Origin of the sequence: Veillonella sp. 3_1_44 (assembly GCF_000163715.1) — a bacterium.
Lineage (GTDB): Bacteria > Bacillota > Negativicutes > Veillonellales > Veillonellaceae > Veillonella > Veillonella parvula_A.
This window is the reverse complement of record NZ_GG770199.1, coordinates 75,232-96,272: the sequence shown is the minus strand read 5'-3', so window position 1 is coordinate 96,272 and position 21,041 is coordinate 75,232. Positions and strand designations below refer to the sequence as shown.

Annotated in this window: 20 protein-coding genes; all 20 read right to left on the bottom strand. The window is 36.7% G+C overall.

Annotated elements, in window-relative coordinates:
- Nucleotides 1-73 precede the first annotated feature (73 nt).
- Nucleotides 74-877, bottom strand: a complete 804-nt coding sequence (locus HMPREF0873_RS00430) for a tyrosine-protein phosphatase (RefSeq protein ID WP_008713693.1) — start codon at nt 875-877, stop codon at nt 74-76.
- Nucleotides 878-1,165: 288 nt separating this feature from the next.
- On the bottom strand, nt 1,166-1,600 hold the full coding sequence (locus HMPREF0873_RS00425; protein WP_008713690.1) for a VanZ family protein: 435 nt from the start codon (nt 1,598-1,600) through the stop codon (nt 1,166-1,168).
- A 36-nt stretch (nt 1,601-1,636) separates the two neighbouring features.
- A complete protein-coding gene (locus tag HMPREF0873_RS00420; protein ID WP_008713688.1) occupies nt 1,637-2,803 on the bottom strand; it encodes a nucleotide sugar dehydrogenase in 1,167 nt (388 codons plus the stop codon).
- Complete coding sequence (locus HMPREF0873_RS00415; protein ID WP_008713687.1) at nt 2,804-3,901, bottom strand: NAD-dependent epimerase/dehydratase family protein; 1,098 nt, start codon at nt 3,899-3,901, stop codon at nt 2,804-2,806.
- Between the two features lie 22 nt (nt 3,902-3,923).
- A complete protein-coding gene (locus HMPREF0873_RS00410; RefSeq protein WP_008713685.1) occupies nt 3,924-5,378 on the bottom strand; it encodes a lipopolysaccharide biosynthesis protein in 1,455 nt (484 codons plus the stop codon).
- Nucleotides 5,378-6,511 carry a CapA family protein gene (locus HMPREF0873_RS00405; protein WP_232192000.1) on the bottom strand — a complete coding sequence of 378 codons (1,134 nt, stop codon included), beginning with the start codon at nt 6,509-6,511 and terminating at the stop codon, nt 5,378-5,380. The genes HMPREF0873_RS00410 and HMPREF0873_RS00405 overlap by 1 nt, the downstream gene beginning before the upstream one ends.
- The gene (locus tag HMPREF0873_RS00400; RefSeq protein WP_038125308.1) at nt 6,495-7,427 is read right to left on the bottom strand and encodes an ATP-grasp fold amidoligase family protein; all 933 of its coding nucleotides are present in this window, start codon (nt 7,425-7,427) and stop codon (nt 6,495-6,497) included. Before HMPREF0873_RS00400 ends, HMPREF0873_RS00405 begins: the two co-directional genes overlap by 17 nt.
- Nucleotides 7,405-8,646, bottom strand: a complete 1,242-nt coding sequence (locus tag HMPREF0873_RS00395) for an O-antigen ligase (protein WP_004693397.1) — start codon at nt 8,644-8,646, stop codon at nt 7,405-7,407. The genes HMPREF0873_RS00400 and HMPREF0873_RS00395 overlap by 23 nt, the downstream gene beginning before the upstream one ends.
- Nucleotides 8,647-8,665: 19 nt before the next feature.
- Complete coding sequence (locus tag HMPREF0873_RS00390; RefSeq protein WP_008713679.1) at nt 8,666-9,733, bottom strand: glycosyltransferase; 1,068 nt, start codon at nt 9,731-9,733, stop codon at nt 8,666-8,668.
- Entirely contained in the window at nt 9,730-10,779 is a 1,050-nt protein-coding gene (locus HMPREF0873_RS00385; protein ID WP_008713676.1) for an NAD(P)-dependent oxidoreductase, read from the bottom strand. The genes HMPREF0873_RS00390 and HMPREF0873_RS00385 overlap by 4 nt, the downstream gene beginning before the upstream one ends.
- Nucleotides 10,772-11,494, bottom strand: a complete 723-nt coding sequence (locus tag HMPREF0873_RS00380) for a 2-C-methyl-D-erythritol 4-phosphate cytidylyltransferase (RefSeq protein WP_008713674.1) — start codon at nt 11,492-11,494, stop codon at nt 10,772-10,774. Before HMPREF0873_RS00380 ends, HMPREF0873_RS00385 begins: the two co-directional genes overlap by 8 nt.
- A 9-nt stretch (nt 11,495-11,503) precedes the next feature.
- Nucleotides 11,504-12,370 carry a phosphorylcholine transferase LicD gene (locus tag HMPREF0873_RS00375; protein WP_008713672.1) on the bottom strand — a complete coding sequence of 289 codons (867 nt, stop codon included), beginning with the start codon at nt 12,368-12,370 and terminating at the stop codon, nt 11,504-11,506.
- An 11-nt stretch (nt 12,371-12,381) separates the two neighbouring features.
- Nucleotides 12,382-13,068, bottom strand: coding sequence for a sugar transferase (locus HMPREF0873_RS00370; protein WP_008713670.1), 687 nt, complete (start codon nt 13,066-13,068; stop codon nt 12,382-12,384).
- Complete coding sequence (locus tag HMPREF0873_RS00365; protein WP_008713668.1) at nt 13,062-14,261, bottom strand: DegT/DnrJ/EryC1/StrS aminotransferase family protein; 1,200 nt, start codon at nt 14,259-14,261, stop codon at nt 13,062-13,064. The genes HMPREF0873_RS00370 and HMPREF0873_RS00365 overlap by 7 nt, the downstream gene beginning before the upstream one ends.
- Nucleotides 14,262-14,338: 77 nt before the next feature.
- Nucleotides 14,339-14,950, bottom strand: a complete 612-nt coding sequence (locus HMPREF0873_RS00360) for a CpsD/CapB family tyrosine-protein kinase (protein ID WP_008713665.1) — start codon at nt 14,948-14,950, stop codon at nt 14,339-14,341.
- 1 nt (nt 14,951) lies between these two features.
- Complete coding sequence (locus HMPREF0873_RS00355; RefSeq protein ID WP_008713663.1) at nt 14,952-16,397, bottom strand: GumC family protein; 1,446 nt, start codon at nt 16,395-16,397, stop codon at nt 14,952-14,954.
- Nucleotides 16,398-16,547: 150 nt separating this feature from the next.
- On the bottom strand, nt 16,548-18,374 hold the full coding sequence (locus HMPREF0873_RS00350; protein ID WP_008713661.1) for a nucleoside-diphosphate sugar epimerase/dehydratase: 1,827 nt from the start codon (nt 18,372-18,374) through the stop codon (nt 16,548-16,550).
- Between the two features lie 37 nt (nt 18,375-18,411).
- Nucleotides 18,412-19,155: a polysaccharide biosynthesis/export family protein gene (locus HMPREF0873_RS00345; RefSeq protein WP_008713659.1), complete on the bottom strand. Its 744-nt coding sequence runs from the start codon at nt 19,153-19,155 to the stop codon at nt 18,412-18,414.
- Between the two features lie 411 nt (nt 19,156-19,566).
- Nucleotides 19,567-20,277 (bottom strand): ABC transporter ATP-binding protein, encoded by a 711-nt coding sequence (locus HMPREF0873_RS00340; RefSeq protein WP_004697319.1) that lies wholly within the window; start codon nt 20,275-20,277, stop codon nt 19,567-19,569.
- Nucleotide 20,278: 1 nt separating this feature from the next.
- A complete protein-coding gene (locus tag HMPREF0873_RS00335; protein ID WP_008713656.1) occupies nt 20,279-21,040 on the bottom strand; it encodes an ABC transporter ATP-binding protein in 762 nt (253 codons plus the stop codon).
- Nucleotide 21,041: the final 1 nt, after the last annotated feature.

The following is a 21,041-nucleotide window of genomic DNA, read 5'->3' as shown; positions in this document are numbered from 1 at the left end:
CAAATACAACATAAAGTAAAAATAGGCTCTCCTCTCTATGTCAATATGACATGGACAAAAGAACCTATGTAAATTATAATGCAAAGCCAAATAGACGAGTCAAAAAATTACCCTTTTTCCCTACCCAACTAGATGGGACAGAGGGATAAAATGTGCGATTAGCTAAGAGGTCGCGTTCATTAAGATGGATATTTGGTAACAAATCTTTTTTATATGTATTGTCTAATTTAGAAATTGCTTCCACATAACCTTGGTACGCTTTAACATCACAGCCATTGCTGTAACCAGTGCCAAAGAAATGAATTAAACCATTGCGATATAATTCAATAGCCCTATCATAGTTAGCGTTACCATGATTAAAAGATGCCATATTACATTGAATTAAAATACCTTTATCAACCCATTCTAATAATTGTTCAGGTTTAGTAAATAATTGTCCATAAGTTTCTACTTCACTAACAATAGGTACAATACCCATATCTAGTAGACTTAACAACCATGCATTAATATGATGCACTTTGCTATTTTGTGGAAGAGCAACTAATATAAAATGGCTATCTCCCAACGTATATTGATTGCGATGAAAGACTATATATTCAACCATTTCATCACAAAGCATTACGCGAGCTCCACTGTGAATAGTTACATCTACTAGCTGTTCCTTAATCGCAACTTTTACTTCATTAACTAAAGATTTCATAGCATTCCATGTATTCAGATCCATAGATACTGTAACATCTGGCGTACTAAAAATATCTGTAATACCTTGTTTAGACAAGGACTTAATCATTTTTACTGATTCTGCCATTGTTTGAGGCCCTTGTGGACCTAACACAGCTGGCAAAATGCAACCATGTAAATCAACCACGCGACTCATAATCTTTCCCTTCTACTTTCGATTCTCTTTTCAAAAATCGACCTCTTATATAAAGTTCATGTTATTCTCACTTAATTTTGGAATTCATTTTACATTCACGATTATAACAAGAGACCAGTCGCGTGTATAGTGATTTTTCTATAAAAATAGATAAATTATTATATGTTCATTTAATACAATTTTTATATATTCATTTATTCTTCATAAAATATGACTCATAATCTCTATGATTATGAGTCATATTTTACGCATCATTATATTAATAATTTTTAAATTTTTAATATACTTTTATCTTTTATCATGACTAATATAATAAGCTAATTTTACTACCAATATACCAATGATTATACCAATTGTATCAATCAATACATCAAAAACTTGAGAGCTGCGACCTAGAGAAAATAATTGTATAAATTCGTCTAGACAAGCTATTACTATACCCACTCCTATAGTTTTTACTACTGTGCCATATTCAATATAACGTCGTAGAACTACATATAAAACACCACCAAGGATTGTGAACTCTGTTAGGTGGGCTAATTTTCGAACAATCCTATTTAAGGCCCATATATTTCCGTAAAAGCCTAATTTATCAGCTATAGGAGCAAGCCACTCCGCAAAAATAAGACTAAACCCATCAGAGGTTCCTCCATTTTGCAAGGAATTATCCCATATAAAAAACACAATCAGACCTAACACAATATATAGTATCCAACGTTTCATACTACTCTCCTAAACGCCACAATACATATAGCTATATTAATCTCTATCAAAAATATCTCTTGTATAAACTTTATCTTTTACACCTTCTAAGCTATTATCCCAGCGATTAGCTACAATGACATCACTGACACGCTTAAAGTCTTCAAAATTACGAATAACTGGCGAGTTGAAGAAATCTTCTGCATCTAGTGTAGGTTCATATACTACTACAGCAATGCCCTTCGCCTTAATACGTTTCATAACACCTTGAATCGCTGACGCTCTAAAGTTATCAGAGTTCATTTTCATGGTCAAGCGATAAATACCAACGATTTTTGGATTTTTTGCAATAATAGTATCTGCCACATGATCTTTACGAGTCCTATTCGCATCGACAATGGCAGAAATCAAGTTTTGTGGTACATCATTATAGTTAGCTAATAATTGTTTTGTATCTTTTGGCAAGCAATAACCACCATAGCCAAAGGAAGGATTATTATAAAAATCTCCAATACGAGGATCTAAACAAACCCCCTTAATAATTTGACTTGTGCTAAGGCCACGTACCTCCGCATAAGAGTCAAGCTCATTAAAGTACGCTACACGCAACGCTAAATACGTGTTAGCAAATAATTTAATCGCTTCCGCTTCCGTAGGGTCAGTATATAACTGCGGTACATTTTCTTTAATAGCACCATCTGCTAATAATTGACCAAAGCGATGAGCGCGTTCAGAGTCCTCACCTACAACAATACGAGATGGATACAAGTTATCGTATAATGCTTTACCTTCTCGCAAGAATTCTGGGGAGAAGATTAAATTTTCGGTTTTAAGCGCTTCACGCATTTGTACAGTATAACCTACTGGTACAGTTGATTTAATAATCATTACCGCATCAGGATTAATTTCTAAAACGGCTTTAATGACTTGCTCAACAGAAGATGTATCAAAGAAGTTTTTTTGTGGATCATAGTTTGTAGGTGTAGAAATAATTACATACTCAGCACCTGTAAACGCTTCCACAGGATCTAATGTAGCTTTAAAGTTTAATTCTTTAGTGGCTAAATATTCTTGCAATTCCGCATCTACAATAGGTGCTTCCTTGCGATTTAACATATCCACTTTTTCTGGGATGATATCGAGGGCCACCACTTCATTGTGTTGAGCTAACAACACACCATTGGAAAGGCCTACATAGCCTGTACCAGCAATTGCAATTTTCATTTATTTGCTCTCCATCATATAGAAATCTTTATACCATATGGCAAAACGCTTTAACCCTTCTCGTAAGGTTGTATTAGGTTTAAAGCCAAAATCTGCTTCTAACGCACTTGTATCAGCATATGTAACAGGCACATCCCCTGGTTGCATGGGTACTAATTCTTTATGCTCCTCGAAATTATAATCTTCTGACAATACGCCAGAAGAAACCAATTCCTCTGAAAGAATGCGCACAAAATCAAGTAAATTTTCTGGGTTGCTATTGCCGATATTATAAATAGCGTACGGTGGAACCGGCAAGCCATCCGCACCATTGCGACGCTCTGGTGCAGTGGACATAACCTTAGAAACGCCTTCTACGATATCATCGATATAGGTGAAATCACGCTTACAATTGCCGTAGTTAAAAATTTTAATTGTCCCACCATTACGTAATGTATTTGTAAAACCAAAGTATGCCATATCTGGACGACCTGCAGGGCCGTATACAGTGAAGAAACGAAGCCCTGTGCTAGGGATGTTATATAATTTAGCATACGAATAAGCCAATAACTCATTTGACTTTTTTGTAGCTGCATAAAGAGATACAGGATTATCTACTTTATCATCTGTAGAGTATGGGATTTGTTTATTTGCACCATATACAGAAGAAGATGATGCATACACTAAATGCTCTACACCTCTTTCACCATCGTCATAAGAATGACGACAAGCTTCTAGAATATTATAAAATCCAATAATATTAGACTCGATATAGGCGTCGGGGTTAGTAATAGAGTAACGAACCCCTGCTTGAGCTGCTAGATTCACTACAACTCGTGGTTTATAGATAGCAAAAATTTCATCAACAAAGGACTTATCTGCAATATTCCCTTTTTTAAAAATCCATATATTCTTATTATCTTTGCTAAGTTCATCAATCTGTTGCAATCGATACTCTTTCAATGCTACATCATAGTAATCATTAACAGAATCTATGCCAATAATTTGAGTCCCTTCTGCTTCAGATAGTAAGGACATAACTAGATTAGCCCCCACAAATCCAGCGGCACCCGTTACAAGGATTACCGTGTTGTTTAAATCTACATTTTTTGAAAGCATATGTACTCCTTTCATAGTTCTGTTAATTATGTCGTTTTACTTTACTTAAGACTTTTTTATAGCCAGAAGCAATAATTATGCGCTCAGATGGAATGACGTATAAAATAGCCACATATAATACAACACATAAAAGCATACAGACGACGGTCCACCATACTGCATCATAGAGATGTAAAATACTATAGGCAATTAACCCAACTATAGATGCTGTAATGAGATATACACTGATATTAGATATTATGCGAAATGCACTCATATTGACAAATAAAGCCAGTAGCAACATAGAAGCTGCTAGCATTTCCATTCTTACTAACGATCGAGCATATACAAAGGTACTGAAATCATATTGAATACAAATATAAATAACTGGTATTAAAACTACTAGATGTAATATTTGAGTCCAAAATGATAGATTAGGCATCCCTTTTGCACGAAATATTTCGGAAATCAAATTAGCTGTTACAGTCATAATAGCCGAACTCAATGCCCAGGAACCTAATACAATGCCCGCTAACGTCCATTGTGGCCCTAGTAAAAGCTGAACAACAAAGTCTTGAAATACAAATAAGCCTACACCTAAAGGTACCAAAAATAGAGCCATATAGCGTTGGAATGTAAAGAATGTATTCGAAAAGGCCTGTTGATTATTTTGCACACGACTTAAAGCCGCGAATAATACAGGAGCCAAAGATGCTGTAGCCATAGCCATTACAGTCGTAACAATAGCCATTGGCATCTTATATATCCCCAAATAATAAGCATCTAAAAAACGGCTAATAATGAATGTATCCACCCAAGCAGTGAGCCATATAGAAAATGCTTCAGCTAAAGACCATGCACTATAGTTAAACATATTCATAAAGACGCGACTACTAAAAAACAGATGAATTTGATTCTTCCGACTCTTTAATAATGCCAACGCCGTAAATAGCTGAGCCCCTAGCATACCAGCAATTAAAGACCAATAATCGTGCCCCATAAGTGCCATTGGTATAGATATCAATATAGGTGTAAGAATTGTTATGAGCCTAATATTTAAAAGAAACTTAAAATTAAAATCCCTTCGATACAATGCCATTTGGACACTACTAAAAGCAGATAAAGGAATCATAGCGCCCATCACGGCTAAAGGTATCCCTAAGCCATCATTACCTACTAATACGGCCAATTCATCACGACCGATTATGATAGCGCCCCATAAAACTAGAGAAAACACTAGGTTGGCAATAAAGGCCACATCTGTGGCCTCTTGCTTATCTTGGGTACTTTCAAACTCATGCTGAACAAGAAATTTTTGAAAACCCGCATCAGCAAACATTTCCGCAAAAGATATAACCATCATAATCGTCGCCAATATGCCGAATGCAGTCGGTGCTAACATATGAGCCAATATTATATTTGTCAGTGGTGTGATAAGCTTTGCCAAAACCTCTGTAATAACAGACCATTTAGCAGCAGCTACGATTTTAGTATCCATTATTTCTTATTGATATTCTTAATGCCTCTCAAGAATAGTTCATGATGAGCTTCACATTCCAAATAATTTTGTATTGCTAAATAACTCGTTTTGCCCAAAATAAGTTCTACCAATTTTCGGCCCAATAAAGCATTAATAGCGCGTACAATAAATGATCTACCTAAAAACTCACGCAAATAACGTTTTACATGTGTATCAGCAAAGGCCTTATAAGCTTGAGTCACAAAGTGAGGGTCTTTAATTTCTTCACTACGTTTTCTATAAGCCTCTAATGTTTCTGTAGCTTCAACTTCTGTGGCTAGTCGTGTACCATTATCGGTTCTACGAATAGGCAATTCAGACACCACAAAATCATCCTTAGTTACGTCTATAGTAACTAGTATTGCATCTTTCACAAATTCCTGATGATTTACATAAAAGTCAGAGTTAAAAATAAAGTTTCCCTGTCCATAAATGATAGTGCCCCCCTGGTAATCTTCGCGAGACCCTACACAATGATTATGTTGACAGATAACGAGATTCGCTCCACTATCGACAAATTTATGGCAATATTTCTGTAGCATAGGAGATGGATAGCGATAGAATTCCTTGCCGCCGTGATATAGAACGATGACGTAGTCGCATTGTGCCTTTAAAACTTTCACTTCGTCAAAGCTTTCTAGCACATCAAAAGGATTAGCCCCCATTGTATGACAAGTAGCCATAGTAAACTCGTTCTCTGTACAAAGATAGAATCCAATACGTATATCATCTTTTTCAAAGATAAATGGCTTCTTAGCCTCTTTCAAATTAGCTCCAGCTCCAGCATGAGCAATCTTATGCTGCTTCAACAAATTTAATGTTGTCGTCAACCCTTCCACCCCTTGATCTAAGGAGTGGTTATTAGCCAGTGTTAAAAATAACGGCTCTAATGCCTTATATCCATTAATTGTTTTTGTAGGCGCAATTAAATTATTACCAAATTTTACGATGGGTGTCTCTATATCAGTAAGAGGAACCTCTAAATTGAAAACATTTAAATCCGATTGCTTCAAAATTTCATAAAGCTCTTTTCCTACAAAAGCTTCTCCATTACCGTTTTCAAATAATGTTTTATTAATATCCGTAGGAACTAAATCAGCCCCGATGTACATTCTCAAGATGTAACCACTCTCCTAATTCATAATCCTTTGACATAGGACGAAATCTTTCAAATCCAGCACCAGGGAAAAATGTTAATTCTCCAATAAATAGATGCCCTTTAATTTCATAAAAATCAACACGCAAAAATGGACACCCTTTGCTAAGCTCCATCGCAACCTGTTGCATTTCACCATATGTATCTGGCTTTGGAAACTCTGTAGGTAACGGTGGATAATGTCCAAAATGAATTCCCATAGGATTCCAATCGATATCATAGAAGTTCATACTCGTTCCTGTTTTAGAAAAACGATTAGAACATACTACTGTTAACTTTGGTTCACCATGAAAGCAATACATCTTATAATCTAATATGTCATTGCTACCTAACTCCGACAAATATTCCTCTCCGATAATACGTCGAGGAACATTCTTATAAGGCCACTCTCTAGCAATACGTGAATAATCCCGTTTTAAGAATGTTCTTAATTTAGCTTTTGCTGCTTCCCAATCAAGTGTTGATTTATCTTTACAAATAACGATGCCTCCACTATCATGTGTACATTTCAAAACGAATTGATTAGGCAATCTATCAAGGTCAATATCATCTACAGAGTTCCATACGGAAATCGTAGGTATTATATACTGATTACCTACACGTTGAGCAATAAAATGTTTAGCTTCATGCTTATCAACCATCACCGTTTGTATTGGGTCTCTAAAATTAACCTTAAGCCATTGTAACTTTTCGCTGAAAGTTTTTGGATTTTCTAGATCTAAAGGGTATCCCATATACTTAGGAAATACCTTCTTCAAAAAGTCTTCATCAGACAAAGAGTCATAATAACCCGATTTAATTAATACCCTCGTACGATAGTAAGGTTTTGTTAGAAAGGACATGCCAACATTACACAATTTTCTGAACTTCATGTTTTCGTCCTTTCCGAAGCAGTTGCACCTCTAAATAAAACAACATCATATAAAAATAAGTGCTCTTACTTTCATAAGAAACCATACCCATATCCATAACAATCTGTGAAAGGAATAGAATGAGTACCATTATATATTCATTACTATGTATATCACGATAGCGAATTAAATTATAAGCCACATAGAGATACATTGAATAATAGGCTAGTAAACCAATGACACCCGTGCCAGCTAATAATTCAATATAATTGTTATGCAAGTAGTAATTATCTTTGCCATATACGAAAAAAGTATATACAGATGGATTATTGATACCTACACCAGTTATGGGAGATTGATAAAATAAGTCCCATCCAATATCTACCAAAGCTAATCGAATAATAGTGGATGAGTCCCCCCCTGTGCCTGTAAAGGCTTCTACCATGTTAGACATTCGGTCTAATACTTCAGAGAACATCGGCAATTGCAAGACCGCAATACCTATAATGGTAAGACCTAATAAGGAACCAATAACTTTTACAATAGAATTGACCGCATTAGCACTACGAAAACTTTTAAAGATAAAGAGTAATACTGTACCAACACCGACAAAAACTAAGGCCTTACGACTACCTGTAGCCGCTAAAATACCAAGTGTTGGTAATGCAATAATATGCCACCAACGAGGACGATCATATAGCATATAATACAAGGTCATAACAATAGCATTGGCCCCCAATAGCCCTACTGTATTCGCATTCAATGCATCATTAGCAATACGCGCTGAGGATGATAAAACAGTAATAAAATAATCTAAACCGTAGAAATAAACAGTATAGAAACAAACTATATAGCCTGTCCACATACCAATCTTTAATAATGTATCCACCGATTTCTTATCTTGATAACACATGTATAAAATGATGAGCATAAAGAATATCTTGACCATATCAAAACTTCGGCTCATAGCTACGGAAACATCTGTGGCATTAATCGCACTTAGATAACAAGCACCAATAAAAATCAACATATAAGCATGCATCCAATTAAACCGCAGTTTTATAACACCCTGTTCTCGTATAAGATAAAAAATGATGAGACCAAATAAGCATACAAATAATACATACGCACCATAGTTCGCTTCGCCAAGGGCAAAGGAAATGGTCAATGACAACACTAAAAAGATTAGAGTTATGAACCATATCATGCGATCAGCAAGAGCCGTAATATTTAACTTCAATGGTTCTCCTCCTTACAACTCATAAAACTTCTAACCAACGTTTTGCGATTTTCCATAATGGAAATTCATCGCGTACTTTGATGGCATTCTGTGAAAGTTTAGCCGCTAGTGCAGGATCCTTTAATACACTGCGCATGGCTTCATACATAGCCTGCGTATCACCTACAGGTACGAGAATGCCATTCTCTCCACTTTTAATTACCATGCGAGCACCGCCTACAGGACAATCTGTGACTACTACAGGTAAGCCCATACCCAATGCTTCTAGCATGGAATTTGAAATACCTTCAAAATCAGAGGATGATACAAACATGGAACAAGGGGCTACCTTTTCTAAAATATTACTAGCAAAGCCAGGCAATAAAATGCGATTTTCTAAATTAAGAGACTTAATTTGAGCTCGTAATTCATCCTCTAATACACCTTGACCATAAATGACGAGTTTATATTCTGGAAACTCATCTGCCAACATACTGAAGGCATTAATCATCATAGGCAAGTTCTTTTGCGGATGCAAACGACAAGCTGTAACGATTGTCTTTTCTCGTTCCCCTTCTATTGGTGGTGGCAATTTACCATTAATAGGATTTGGTATGATGACACCACAATTTTGCACAGATTTTGGGAAATAAGAACGAGCATCTTCCGTTTGAAATACTAATGCATCTGCAAATCTAAAGGCAAAGTTGCGCAGTGCTTGTTGATGCCAACCAATAGGAACTTTACGTGGATTATTGCGCTCAGAAAACACAATGCGATTTTTTATAAACCAAGAGCTAATCGCTAAGATAAAACTAGATGCAGACAAGAAAGATAAGCATGTCGCATTCGGTCTAGTCTTTAAGATTTTGATTAGTTCTTTTATTTCTTGCATAAAACGAATGACTTTATTAGAGCTTGTAGTATGAATTTCAATTTGTTCAATACTTTCCTCTAACGCATATTCATTACCATATCGATTAGGGCTTGTTTGGATAACCGTAATATGATGACCATCATGTACCCACTGACGAGCCAACTCTGTTAAGATTCGTTCAGCCCCATCGTTACCAAGGGAGATGGTGACAATTATTATTTCCTTTTTCATAAGCCTTCCTCTTGGATATATTCTGCCAGTCTTACATAGGCTTGTGCCATTGATACCTTAGGTTTCCAACCTAAAGACTTTAACTTCTTAGAACTTAAGAACATGTGTACTGTCGGTGCATAGCCGAACCCTTGTACATCTTCTGGAATATCAAAAACAACTTTACTCTTATTATTGCTCACATGAGTGGCCACTAATTGAGCAATGCTTGCAATAGAACGAGTCTCTTCATCATGACATACATTATAGGCTTCGCCAGCTTCGCCCGCCTTCATAAGGGCTAAAATACCAGCTAATGCATCGGTAATGTAGCAATAGTTCGACATAGAATCGCCTTTTGTGTGAAGAACAATATTTTCATGTTTAAGAGCACTCTTGGTAAACTGCATGAATACACGGTTATCTGATACCGGAACACCTGGGCCAAAGGTTTGAGCTAGTCTAGCTATTACAGCAGGAACGCCATACTCCACAGCATAAGACTTGCAATAACATTCACAAAGTCTCTTGCTTTCGGAGTAGGAGCTACGAACATTTAGATGATCCAAATAGCCTAATCGTTCCTCTGTCATAACTTGGCCAGATTCATAAGGTACACCATATTGCTCCATACTGGATAAGTAAACTAGTTTCTTTACCTTTTGACGGCGACCTAATTCAAGCATGGCCTCCGTACCATAAATAGAGGTACGGATAGTTTCTACTGGATGTTCTACAAAAAACTTAGACTGTGTCGGTGCGGCACCATGCAAAATATAATCACATGGCACATCAATAGATTCTAATGAGCCATCTACTAGGGTTAACGACTTATTGTCTAAATACTCACCGAGAATATTTTTTGCCTTTTCATGGCTTCGCACATGACCAATCACTTTTAAATCCAGGTCATGAGTCTCATTGGCAAGTATAAGTAATTTTATAAACATCGATCCAATAAGCCCCGTTGCACCTGTTATAAGAATGCGTTGATGACGGAGGAAATGAAAGTAATTTTTTTCCTGTACTAAAGCCGTTAACTCACGTTGAATAACGGAATTACTCATCTTTTAATCCTCCTAGCTCACGATTTTTAATAATCCCTGTGAACATATAATAATCAGATGGAGTTGTAATCTTTATATTTTCAGTTTCCCCTAACACAGGATATAGAGTATATCCATAGTGCATCATCATCGATGCGGAATCAATAAAGTCATGAATGCCCTCATCTTTTGCACGATTATGAACTGATATAATATCATCTAATCTAAAACTCTGAGGAGCTTTAGCCATAAGACATTCATTACGATTTAAAATATGCTTAATAGAACCATTTTGGGTAACCATAACTGTTTCTATAGCTGGAGTAACAGTTATGGCAGAACCCTTTGATTCAACAGATTCTATGTTTCTCTCTATAGTAGAATTATCTACAAGTGGACGAACTCCATCATGAATCAATACAGTCACCGCATCATCAGGAAATAAACGCTTAGCCTCTACGAGTCCATTATATTGGGATTCCAAAGCACTTTCACCACCAGGCACAATGGATAATACCTTTTGTAACCCCGCCTTTTCTATGAGTTGTTTAGTATGATCAATCCATTCTGCTTTACAGGCAAGAACAATCCCATCAATAGTCTCCGTTTGTTCAAATACATCTAAGGTTTGAATCAAAATCGGTCTACCGTTCCATTCTAAAAATTGTTTTGGCGTCTTACTGTTTTTCATACGAGCACCTACGCCACCCGCAAAGATTACTGCTATTCGTTTCATAGGCCCTCCTTATGGTTGAGCTTCTTTCTTGGCATAATGTATGCCTTTATACTCCTTGTAAGGTGTGTGTAAATCAGCAAATACTGCATCATGTTTTGCTACACGTTGCTCTACAGGTGGTAATTGCATATAGTCGCCCCAAATAAGGCGCAAATATCTCTCATACCCTTTCATAACAGGTATTTGATGACCTTCAAAGTCTTTATATATAACAGAGGCAAAGTCCTCTCTAGGATGACGTAGCTTCATACCTTTTAAGCTGCCGATTAACTCCGTACATTCATCACTGGTATCAAAGTCGTATTGAGTCATTCTCTTTTCTGCAAATCGCCAAATATGATAGCGTATAGACTGACTGGAAAAGATTTTATAAATATACCCAGCTAAAGCGCGATATGTAGGCCCTTTGTTATCTGGTAAACGCTGTGCATTAAAGAGTGCAAACGTCATGGCCCACACCAACTGCAATAAACGACTAATTTTGCCAGGTGCACAGCCATCAATAGGCATAATTTCAAGTGCTAAACCATGACAAACATCTTCATGCATACTATGACGATTGATAAAGGTCGTATTATTATCTCTTATAGATGCACCTGCATCATGATAGATGTGATTGCGATCAGTACGACAATACGTAAATCGTTCAGTGTCAGCATATTCCGGCCATAATTCAGCTAGCTTTTCATAATCTGGACGAGGCATAAATAAATCTAAATCATCATCCCAAGGGATAAAGCCATTATGCCGTATAGCCCCAATGAGACCACCGCCGCAAAGATAAAAGCGCAAATTATGTTTATCACAGAACTCTTTAAAGTACAGCAACATATTCAGCTCTTTTTCTTGTATTTCCTTTGTCATAGATGTACTCATAGAGACCTCTTTCAACGTAATACAGCTAATACTGTATCAATCATCGTTTTTATATCTTGTAAAAAAGAAAACTCCTTAATACTCTTTAAATTCCAAGCCATCTTGCCCGGTAAAACCTCATTTATATAGACTTCATCAATATTTTGAGCATTTTGTAAAAGTTGATCTTCATCCTTATAAGTAATACTGGCATTACTGGTAACCCCAGCTGGTAATAATAAGGTAGCTTTCATTTCATCTGTATAAGCAGACACGTAACGTGGAACCTCAGGTCTTGTACCAACAAAACTCATATCGCCTAAAAGGATATTGATAAGCTGAGGCAATTCATCGAGGCGACAGCTGCGAAGCATATTTCCGACCTTAGTAACCCTCATATCATTTTGCGACGTCACTTGTGCTCCTAAAGATTCTGCATTTTGTACCATAGTACGGAACTTGTAGATGCCAAAGGTACGACCGTACTGTGTCACTCGAGTTTGACGGAAAAAAACCTCTCCCGCACTATCTCGTTTAATCATGACGGCTAGTATCAAAAATACAGGACTTAATGTAATAAGCAGTCCCGCTGCCATTACGCGGTCAAAAATGCTTTTACAAAGAAGGCTTGTACGTCTTTGATTTAATATTTCAAAATAAGGACGAACCGCTTCACACTGTAGCTCTTGTGGTAGATCATGAAAGTTTTTTACTAGCATTCGGTAATAATCCTTTTAAACTGTTCAATGATATATTGCACTTCTTCATCTGTAAGGAGCGTATGAAGTGGCAATGTAATTTCATTCTTAAATTGGTCATAAGCATTTGGATAGTCATCGATTGTAAAGCCTAAGTTTTTGTAAGCCGTATGCATTGGAATTGGCTTATAGTGAACATTCGTTGCAATGCCAGCCTCAGCCATAGCTTCTATAACCTTATTCCGATATTCCGCATCACGGCCATCTAAACGAACTAAATACAAGTGACCACTACTCTCATGCTCATCTGTATAATGGTTCAACAATGTAACAGGTAAATCCTTAAATGCTGTATCATAAGCTTCGATAATTTCTTTACGACGTGCCAAAAGTTTTGGGTATCTTTCAAATTGAGCTAGCCCAATAGCCGCCATGATATCCGTCATATTACATTTATAATAGGTACCTTTAATATCATATTCCCAAGCACCTGCTTTTGTTTTTGCAAGAGCATCCTTATCTTGACCATGCAAAGATAGCAATTGGAATTGCTTGTAAATAGTTTCATCATCAATACCATCTATATGACGCCATGTAGCACAACCACCTTCAGCAGTAGTAAAATTTTTTACTGCATGGAAGGAAAAGCTACTAAAGTCTGCAACATTACCTGTTCGTACCCCTTTATATGAAGCCCCAAAGGAATGAGCACAATCAGCCACAATAGGAATATGCCCTAATGCTTTTTGAATATCACTAGATGGTGTAAAGAGAGATTTCTTTTCCTCTACAATGGAACGCAAGCGATCATAATCACAAGGCACCCCCGCAATATCTACAGGGATGATTGCTTTTGTTTTTGGTGTAATAGCGCGAGCGACTGCATCGTAATCCATTTCATAAGCATCTTTCTGTGTATCAACGAGTACTAAGGTAGCACCTACATGAACTACAGGACTCGCACTAGCTGTATAAGAATAAGCACTAGTTATGACTTCGTCTCCAGGTCCAATACCCAATACACGAAGAGACATTTCAAGCGCTGCCGTAGCAGAGTTTAAACAAACGGATTTAGGTGTACCTAACTGATGAGCTATCTTTTTTTCTAATTCTTTAGTACGAGGACCCGTCGTAATCCACCCACTTTTTAAGGCTTCAACGACTTCATTGATTTCTAACTCTGTAATATCTGGAGGAGAAAAATTAATTCTCATATAAATCACCTCAATACTTTCTGTACCATATTGATACGTTTGATTTATCACATAGAAGACTGATTAAAACAGTTATATTAAGCATCAATTACGATAGATCCTAAAAGAGAAATACCTACTTGTGAAAGCCGGTTCTTAGCTTCAATCAAATCTTTTGGACTAGCTACTTCATTTTTAACAACTAACACAACACCATCTGATTTTTCTGCCAATACAACCGCATCTGTAACAGACAATACGGGTGGTGTATCTATGATAACCACATCATATTCATCACGTACATACTCAAAAATCGCAGGTAATTTGCTAGAATCTACAATATCAGATGGATATTCAACAACTTCACCCGCCGTAAGAACATCCAAATGAGGCACTACATTACGATGAATCGTCAAATCTTCATCCATCACCACCGCATTTGTAAGGCCCTTATTTTGTACATTAAAGGCTATATGTTGTGTTGGATTACGTAAATTACCATCTACTAGAAGAACTTTATTATTATTTTTAGATAAAGCTAATGCAGTATTAGCAGCCACCTCAGAAGTGCCTTTACCACTAGTGGCTGCAGTAATACAAATTAGCTTACACTTATGTTGGTTACATACATATTGAAGATTGCTACGCAATGTACGGTATGCTTCCACAAGTGGTGTATCACCACGTTCATTAGAAATTAGTCTAATCATATTAACCTCTCACTTTGCGCAACAATGCTACGAAACGATTAGTAGGCTCTTCGTATTCTACTTCTTTATGATTTGGAATCACGCCCAAGTTTTGAATGCCAAGGATGTCATTAATCTCTTGTACAGATTGGACTTTGCGATTACCGAAGAATTGGACCAATGTATAGAGACAACCAAAGAGGACCCCTAAAATGGCAGCGCCTAATAAAATAAGTACTTTACGCGGCGCAATTGCTTTTTCTGGTAATGTTGGAGCATCCACAATTTGAACTTCATTTGGTACCATAACCTCTGCTACCTTCGCTTCTTCTAAGCGAGTGGATAGCATTTGATAGATATCTTGTGCCACATCTACATCACGTTTTGCTTGGATATAACCGCGTTCTTTTTCAGGTAATCCCTTTATAGCTTCTTCGTTTGCTTTATCTAACTCAGCTAATGTAGATTGTTTACCTTGAGCTACAGCTAACGCAGCTTCATTTTTGAACTTATCCGCTAGCAATCCTTGTTGTGCAGAGTTGCTTGAAGGTGCTTGTTGAGAGGCAATGGCGTTGATTTCAGCATTTAGACCACTTTTAGCTTCTTCAATTTGTTGATTAATTTCTTTCATCGCAGGATGTTCATCAGTATATTTACCAATATAAGAAGCTTTACGAGATTCTAAATCTGCTAACTGACCCTTGTAGGCTTGAACCGTAGCACTATCAGCGATGCTTTTACCTGCAGAACCTAATTGCTCATTGATACTGCCAAGTGCAGCTTGTGCCGTTTCTAAATCGAGTTGATTTTGAGCCTTCTCACGATCAATTAGAGTAACCTTATCAGTTAAGCCTTTCATCTGATCAGCTGTAGAGTACACCTTATTATCTACTTGGAATTGTTGCAATTTATTTTCTGCTTGCTCTAATTCAGATTTTGCAGTAACAACGCGTTTTTGTAAGAATTCACGAGTAGTTCGTTGTTCAACATGAGAAATTTCGGCAAGACGTTTCAAGAAGGTATCAATAAGTAATTGATTAGCTTCTTGTGCTTGCTCAGGGCTCTTACCAGTTACGCTTACTTGTAATAACTCGGTTTCTTTATACGGTTTAGTTTCAATGCGAGTTTTAACAAAATCTTCATATGTTGGCGCATTACCAGTACCTTCAGGATCTTCTATAGCAGTAATTACTGGCTCTACTACATTACGACTTTTTAAAATTTCTGCATCTGTGTTCATCAATTGACGAGACATAGAATCAGAATAGGCATTAGCACTAGATAATACAGAATTACTCAAACCTTGAGCTTGTTTAATGCGCAACATCGATGTAGATTGATATGTAGATGGTGCAAGAAAGGCATACGCACCACCTAAAACCATACATGCTACCGTAATATTAATAATTTTACGGCGCTTTTTAATGAGGACTCTGCCCACCTCTTTTAAATCAATAATTTGTTCCACCCATATACCCCTTTCTGTAAAAGTATACAAACAACAGGGTCTCTCCCACTTAGAATATTAACTGTACCAAACCCTCTCAATAAAGGCACAATGTATCAAAATTAAAATAGTCTTATACATATATTGGGTAATAAATGTATCGTCCAGGACCTATACATTATGATTTGGATCGTATGTAGGAATGATATCCTGCAATACATTAATTACATCTATATCGGTTTTACATGTATCAAAGCGCTCTATTTCACGACTCAGCCATTCTCGATCAACATCTTCTAGAGCTGCTTCAAAAATTTTCTTATGCGTAGTAGTATTCGTACCTTCTTCGGCAGTCAATAATTCTTCGTATAACTTTTCACCTGGACGTAATCCAGTAAATTCAATACGAATATCCTTATTAGGCTCAAAGCCAGAAAGGCGAATCATATTCTTAGCCAAATCAACAATTTTAACCGGTTCACCCATGTCCAAAAGGAACACTTCTCCTCCATTCCCCATGGCACCAGCTTGAAGTACTAATTGACTGGCTTCAGGAATAGTCATGAAATAACGTGTCATTTCTGGATCTGTAACGGTTACAGGACCACCTGCTTCAATTTGTTTACGGAATAAAGGAATAACCGAACCACGGCTACCAAGTACATTACCAAAACGAACTGTTATAAACTTAGTATCATATATGTGATTCATACCAAGCACAACTTTTTCAGCAACCCGTTTTGTAGCGCCCATAACGCTAGTTGGATTCACCGCTTTATCCGTGGAAATCATAACAAATCGATCTACCCCATGAGCTCCGGCTACATCCGCAACATTACGAGTACCATAAATATTATTTAATACCGCAGCAATTGGCTGGATTTCCATAAGAGGCACATGTTTGTGAGCTGCCGCATGAAATACTACATCAGGATTATAGTTTTTGAAAATTTGTTCTAATTGATTCTTATCGCGAATATCTGCAATGATTGGAACCAAGGTATCTTGGGGCGCAATATTGCGCAATTCTTGGTGAATAAGATAAATACTATTTTCACCATGACCTAGAAGCAATAGTTTTTTAGGCTTTACACGTAAAACTTGACGACAAATTTCAGAACCAATAGAGCCCCCTGCACCAGTAACTAAAACCACTTTATCCTTAAGATATGTTTCAACCTTGGACGTGTCGAGCTGAATCTCATCACGCTCCAACAAGTCCTCGATTGAAACAGGATGTAAATGAGATACAAGAACTTCATCATCAAGTAATTGATACATCCCCGGTAAAATATTGATTTTACATTTTAAGGGAGAACAGATTTCCATGATTTCTTGAATAATATCTCGCTTCACGGAAGGCATGGCAATAATAATTTCTTCTACCTTATACTTAGCAACTAATGTTGGAATATCTTCACGATTACCGAGAATTCTAAAACCATTCATAAGACGATTATGTTTAAACATGTCATCATCAACATAACCAATCACTCGACGAGAACGCTTATGATATCGTTCAATTTCACGAGCTATAGTTGCACCTGCATCACCGGCTCCTATGATCAATGTATTCACTTGGCCACTTTCACCATCGTCCCCACTGCTATAGTGAAGTGCCACATAATGAAGCAACATACGTCCCATACCAACAGCACCTGTAGTGAGGAACCATGTAATAAAATAGACAGAACGTGGTAATGACTTACCAAATACAAACATAGAGGAATAGAATAAAGCCGTACCAATTGTAGTCGCTACAAATACTGCTAATACCTCTCGCATCCCTGCATAGCGCCAAATACGTGTATATAAATGCATTATCAAGAACATCAACATATACGAAATAAGTAATAACGGAAGTGCATCCACCATTTGATTAATATATTGAGGTTCTATGTGTCCATCAAATCGAATAAAAAGACTGATAAAAGCAACGATTACAATCGTCACAATATCGGTAATAAACAATATGGATGGTAATAAATATGAACGCAAAAAAACGCCCCCTTATATGATAGATATCGCCTTATCTTTAATCCTTACCTATTCGTGATACCATATAAGCCCCTGTTAAGATTGGAGCAATATCACGAGCAAAGTTGATACGACTATTCTTAGTTAAGTAAAGAATATCACCTTCACGCATGATGTAGTTTTCAGACATATCTCCAGTTTGTAAAATACGATTTAAATTGATAGGAATCGGTTTCTCTGGATTATCTTGATGAATCAAGTAAATTTTCTTCTTTGCTGTATCCCAGTTAAAACTACCTGCAGCCCCAATCGCATCAATAACTGTACTAGATTTAGTCAACGTATAGGCGCCAGGCTTATTAATTTCACCAAATACATATACGCGAACGCCGCCCAATTTCGATACATTTACTGTGATATCAGGATTAATGATATAACGAGACAAACCTTGCTGTAATTCAGCTGTAAATTCATCTATAGTTAAGCCATCTGCTTTTACAGCACCAACCATAGGAAACGATACATATCCATCTGGTCTGACGGTATACACAATGTCATTACCATTACGTGTACCAAGCTCTGCCTGCTGAACCACTTGAATATTCAGTTCATCGCCTTGACGCAGACGATATTCTTTATCAGAGCTAATTACAGATGCACTATTTTCCAATGGTGCATGGCCTTCCATTTGTACATTCTTAGCATTATAAGGCTGATTAGTATTTATATTAACTGGTGCAGCCATAGCCATTGTTGTAGTACATAAGAATGTAGCCATCATCATATACTGTTTCTTCTTCATACTTACCTCTTTTTTATTCAACTTATTTAATTCATCACTTAATTATTGATGTATCTTATATCTAAAAAATCAGTCATGCTATTTTATCATTTTTTTAAATATACTTCTACAAATCTAGTATCTTCCAGGCGAACTTCATATAATCTTCAACAACAATTCCCTAAAAATACAGTATTTTCAATATATGTTCATTAATTATTATTTGCTTTTTTCATTCTTAATTCACTAGATTTATTATTGATTATCTTAAAAATAATAAAAAATTTATAAACTCACTTCATTATCAGCTCATATAGTGCTTCTATTTCAATCAGAATTAGTGATAAAAAAAAATAAGGTGTATATACTAGAAATCTAGTATATACACCTTATTCAAAGTTTTTGACACTAATGATCGCTTTATATAATTACTTATTCAACACGACCACCTAAATAAGCTTCCATAACACGAGGATTATGGCGAACTTCATCAGCAGATCCAGATAATACCATTTTACCAGTCTCCAAAACATACGCATAATCAGCAATCTTTAATGCTTGGCGTACATTTTGTTCTACTAAAAGAACTGTTGTTCCATCGGCACTGATTTCTTTAATGGTTTCAAAGATCTCATTTACTACTAAAGGCGCAAGCCCCATAGATGGTTCGTCTAGTAATAACAACTTTGGACGAGCCATAAGTGCACGGCCAATAGCTAGCATTTGCTGTTGACCACCAGATAAAGTACCACCCAATTGATAGCTTCGTTCATCAAGAATAGGGAATCGTTTAAATACCTTTTTGATATCTGCTTCGATTTCTTTATCTTTACGTGTATAAGCACCCATTTCAAGGTTCTCATAAACACTCATATCTTGTAGTATTTGACGCCCTTCAGGAACTAAAGAGATACCATTCTGTACAACTTGATGAGTTTGACGACTCGTAATATCTTGACCTTCAAAAATCACTCGACCAGATGTGGGTTTTACAAGTCCCATAATAGTCTTCATCGTAGTAGTCTTACCAGCACCATTAGCACCAATAAGAGATACAATCGAACCTTGTGGAACCTCTAGGCTTATATCTTTTAGGGCTGTAATATGTCCATAACCAGCCACAATATTTTCTAGTTTTAACATATTACACCTCTTCTTTACCTAAGTATGCTTCAATTACAGCTTCATTATTTTGAATTTCTTGAGGTGTACCTTCGGCAATTTTCTTGCCAAAGTTAAGTACTACCAAACGATCACAGATATTCATCATCAATTCCATGGCATGTTCGATAACCACAACGGTAATACCTAGGTCACGAATCTTGCCAATCAATTGACGCAGAACTTCAGTTTCACTATCATTCATACCTGCTGCCGGTTCATCAAGCAAGATTAACTGAGGGTGTGTCGCTAAGGCACGAGCGATTTCAAGACGACGTTGCTTACCATACGGTAATGATGTGGCAACCTCTTCTGCATCTGCTTCAAGACCTACAAGCTTTAAGAACTCATAAGCAATACCACGACAACGCTCTTCTTCAATGCGTTGACGTTTTGTTTTCAAAAAACTAGATAAGAAGCCAGAGCCAGTACGACAATGCATACCGGTTAAAACAGTTTCAAGAGCTGTCATATTGCCAAAGAGACGAATATTTTGGAATGTACGAGCAATCCCCATTTCAACAGTTCTATGAGGCTTGATGCCTACAACAGACATACCATCAAATACAATTTCACCAGAACTTGCAGGGAATACACCAGTAATCAAGTTGAAGAGTGTAGTCTTACCAGCACCATTTGGGCCGATAACACCAAATACCTCACCTTGTTTAACACCAAAGGATACACCTGTGAGAGCTGCAACGCCACCAAAGCTTTTACTTACTTCATTTAATTCTAATAGCATT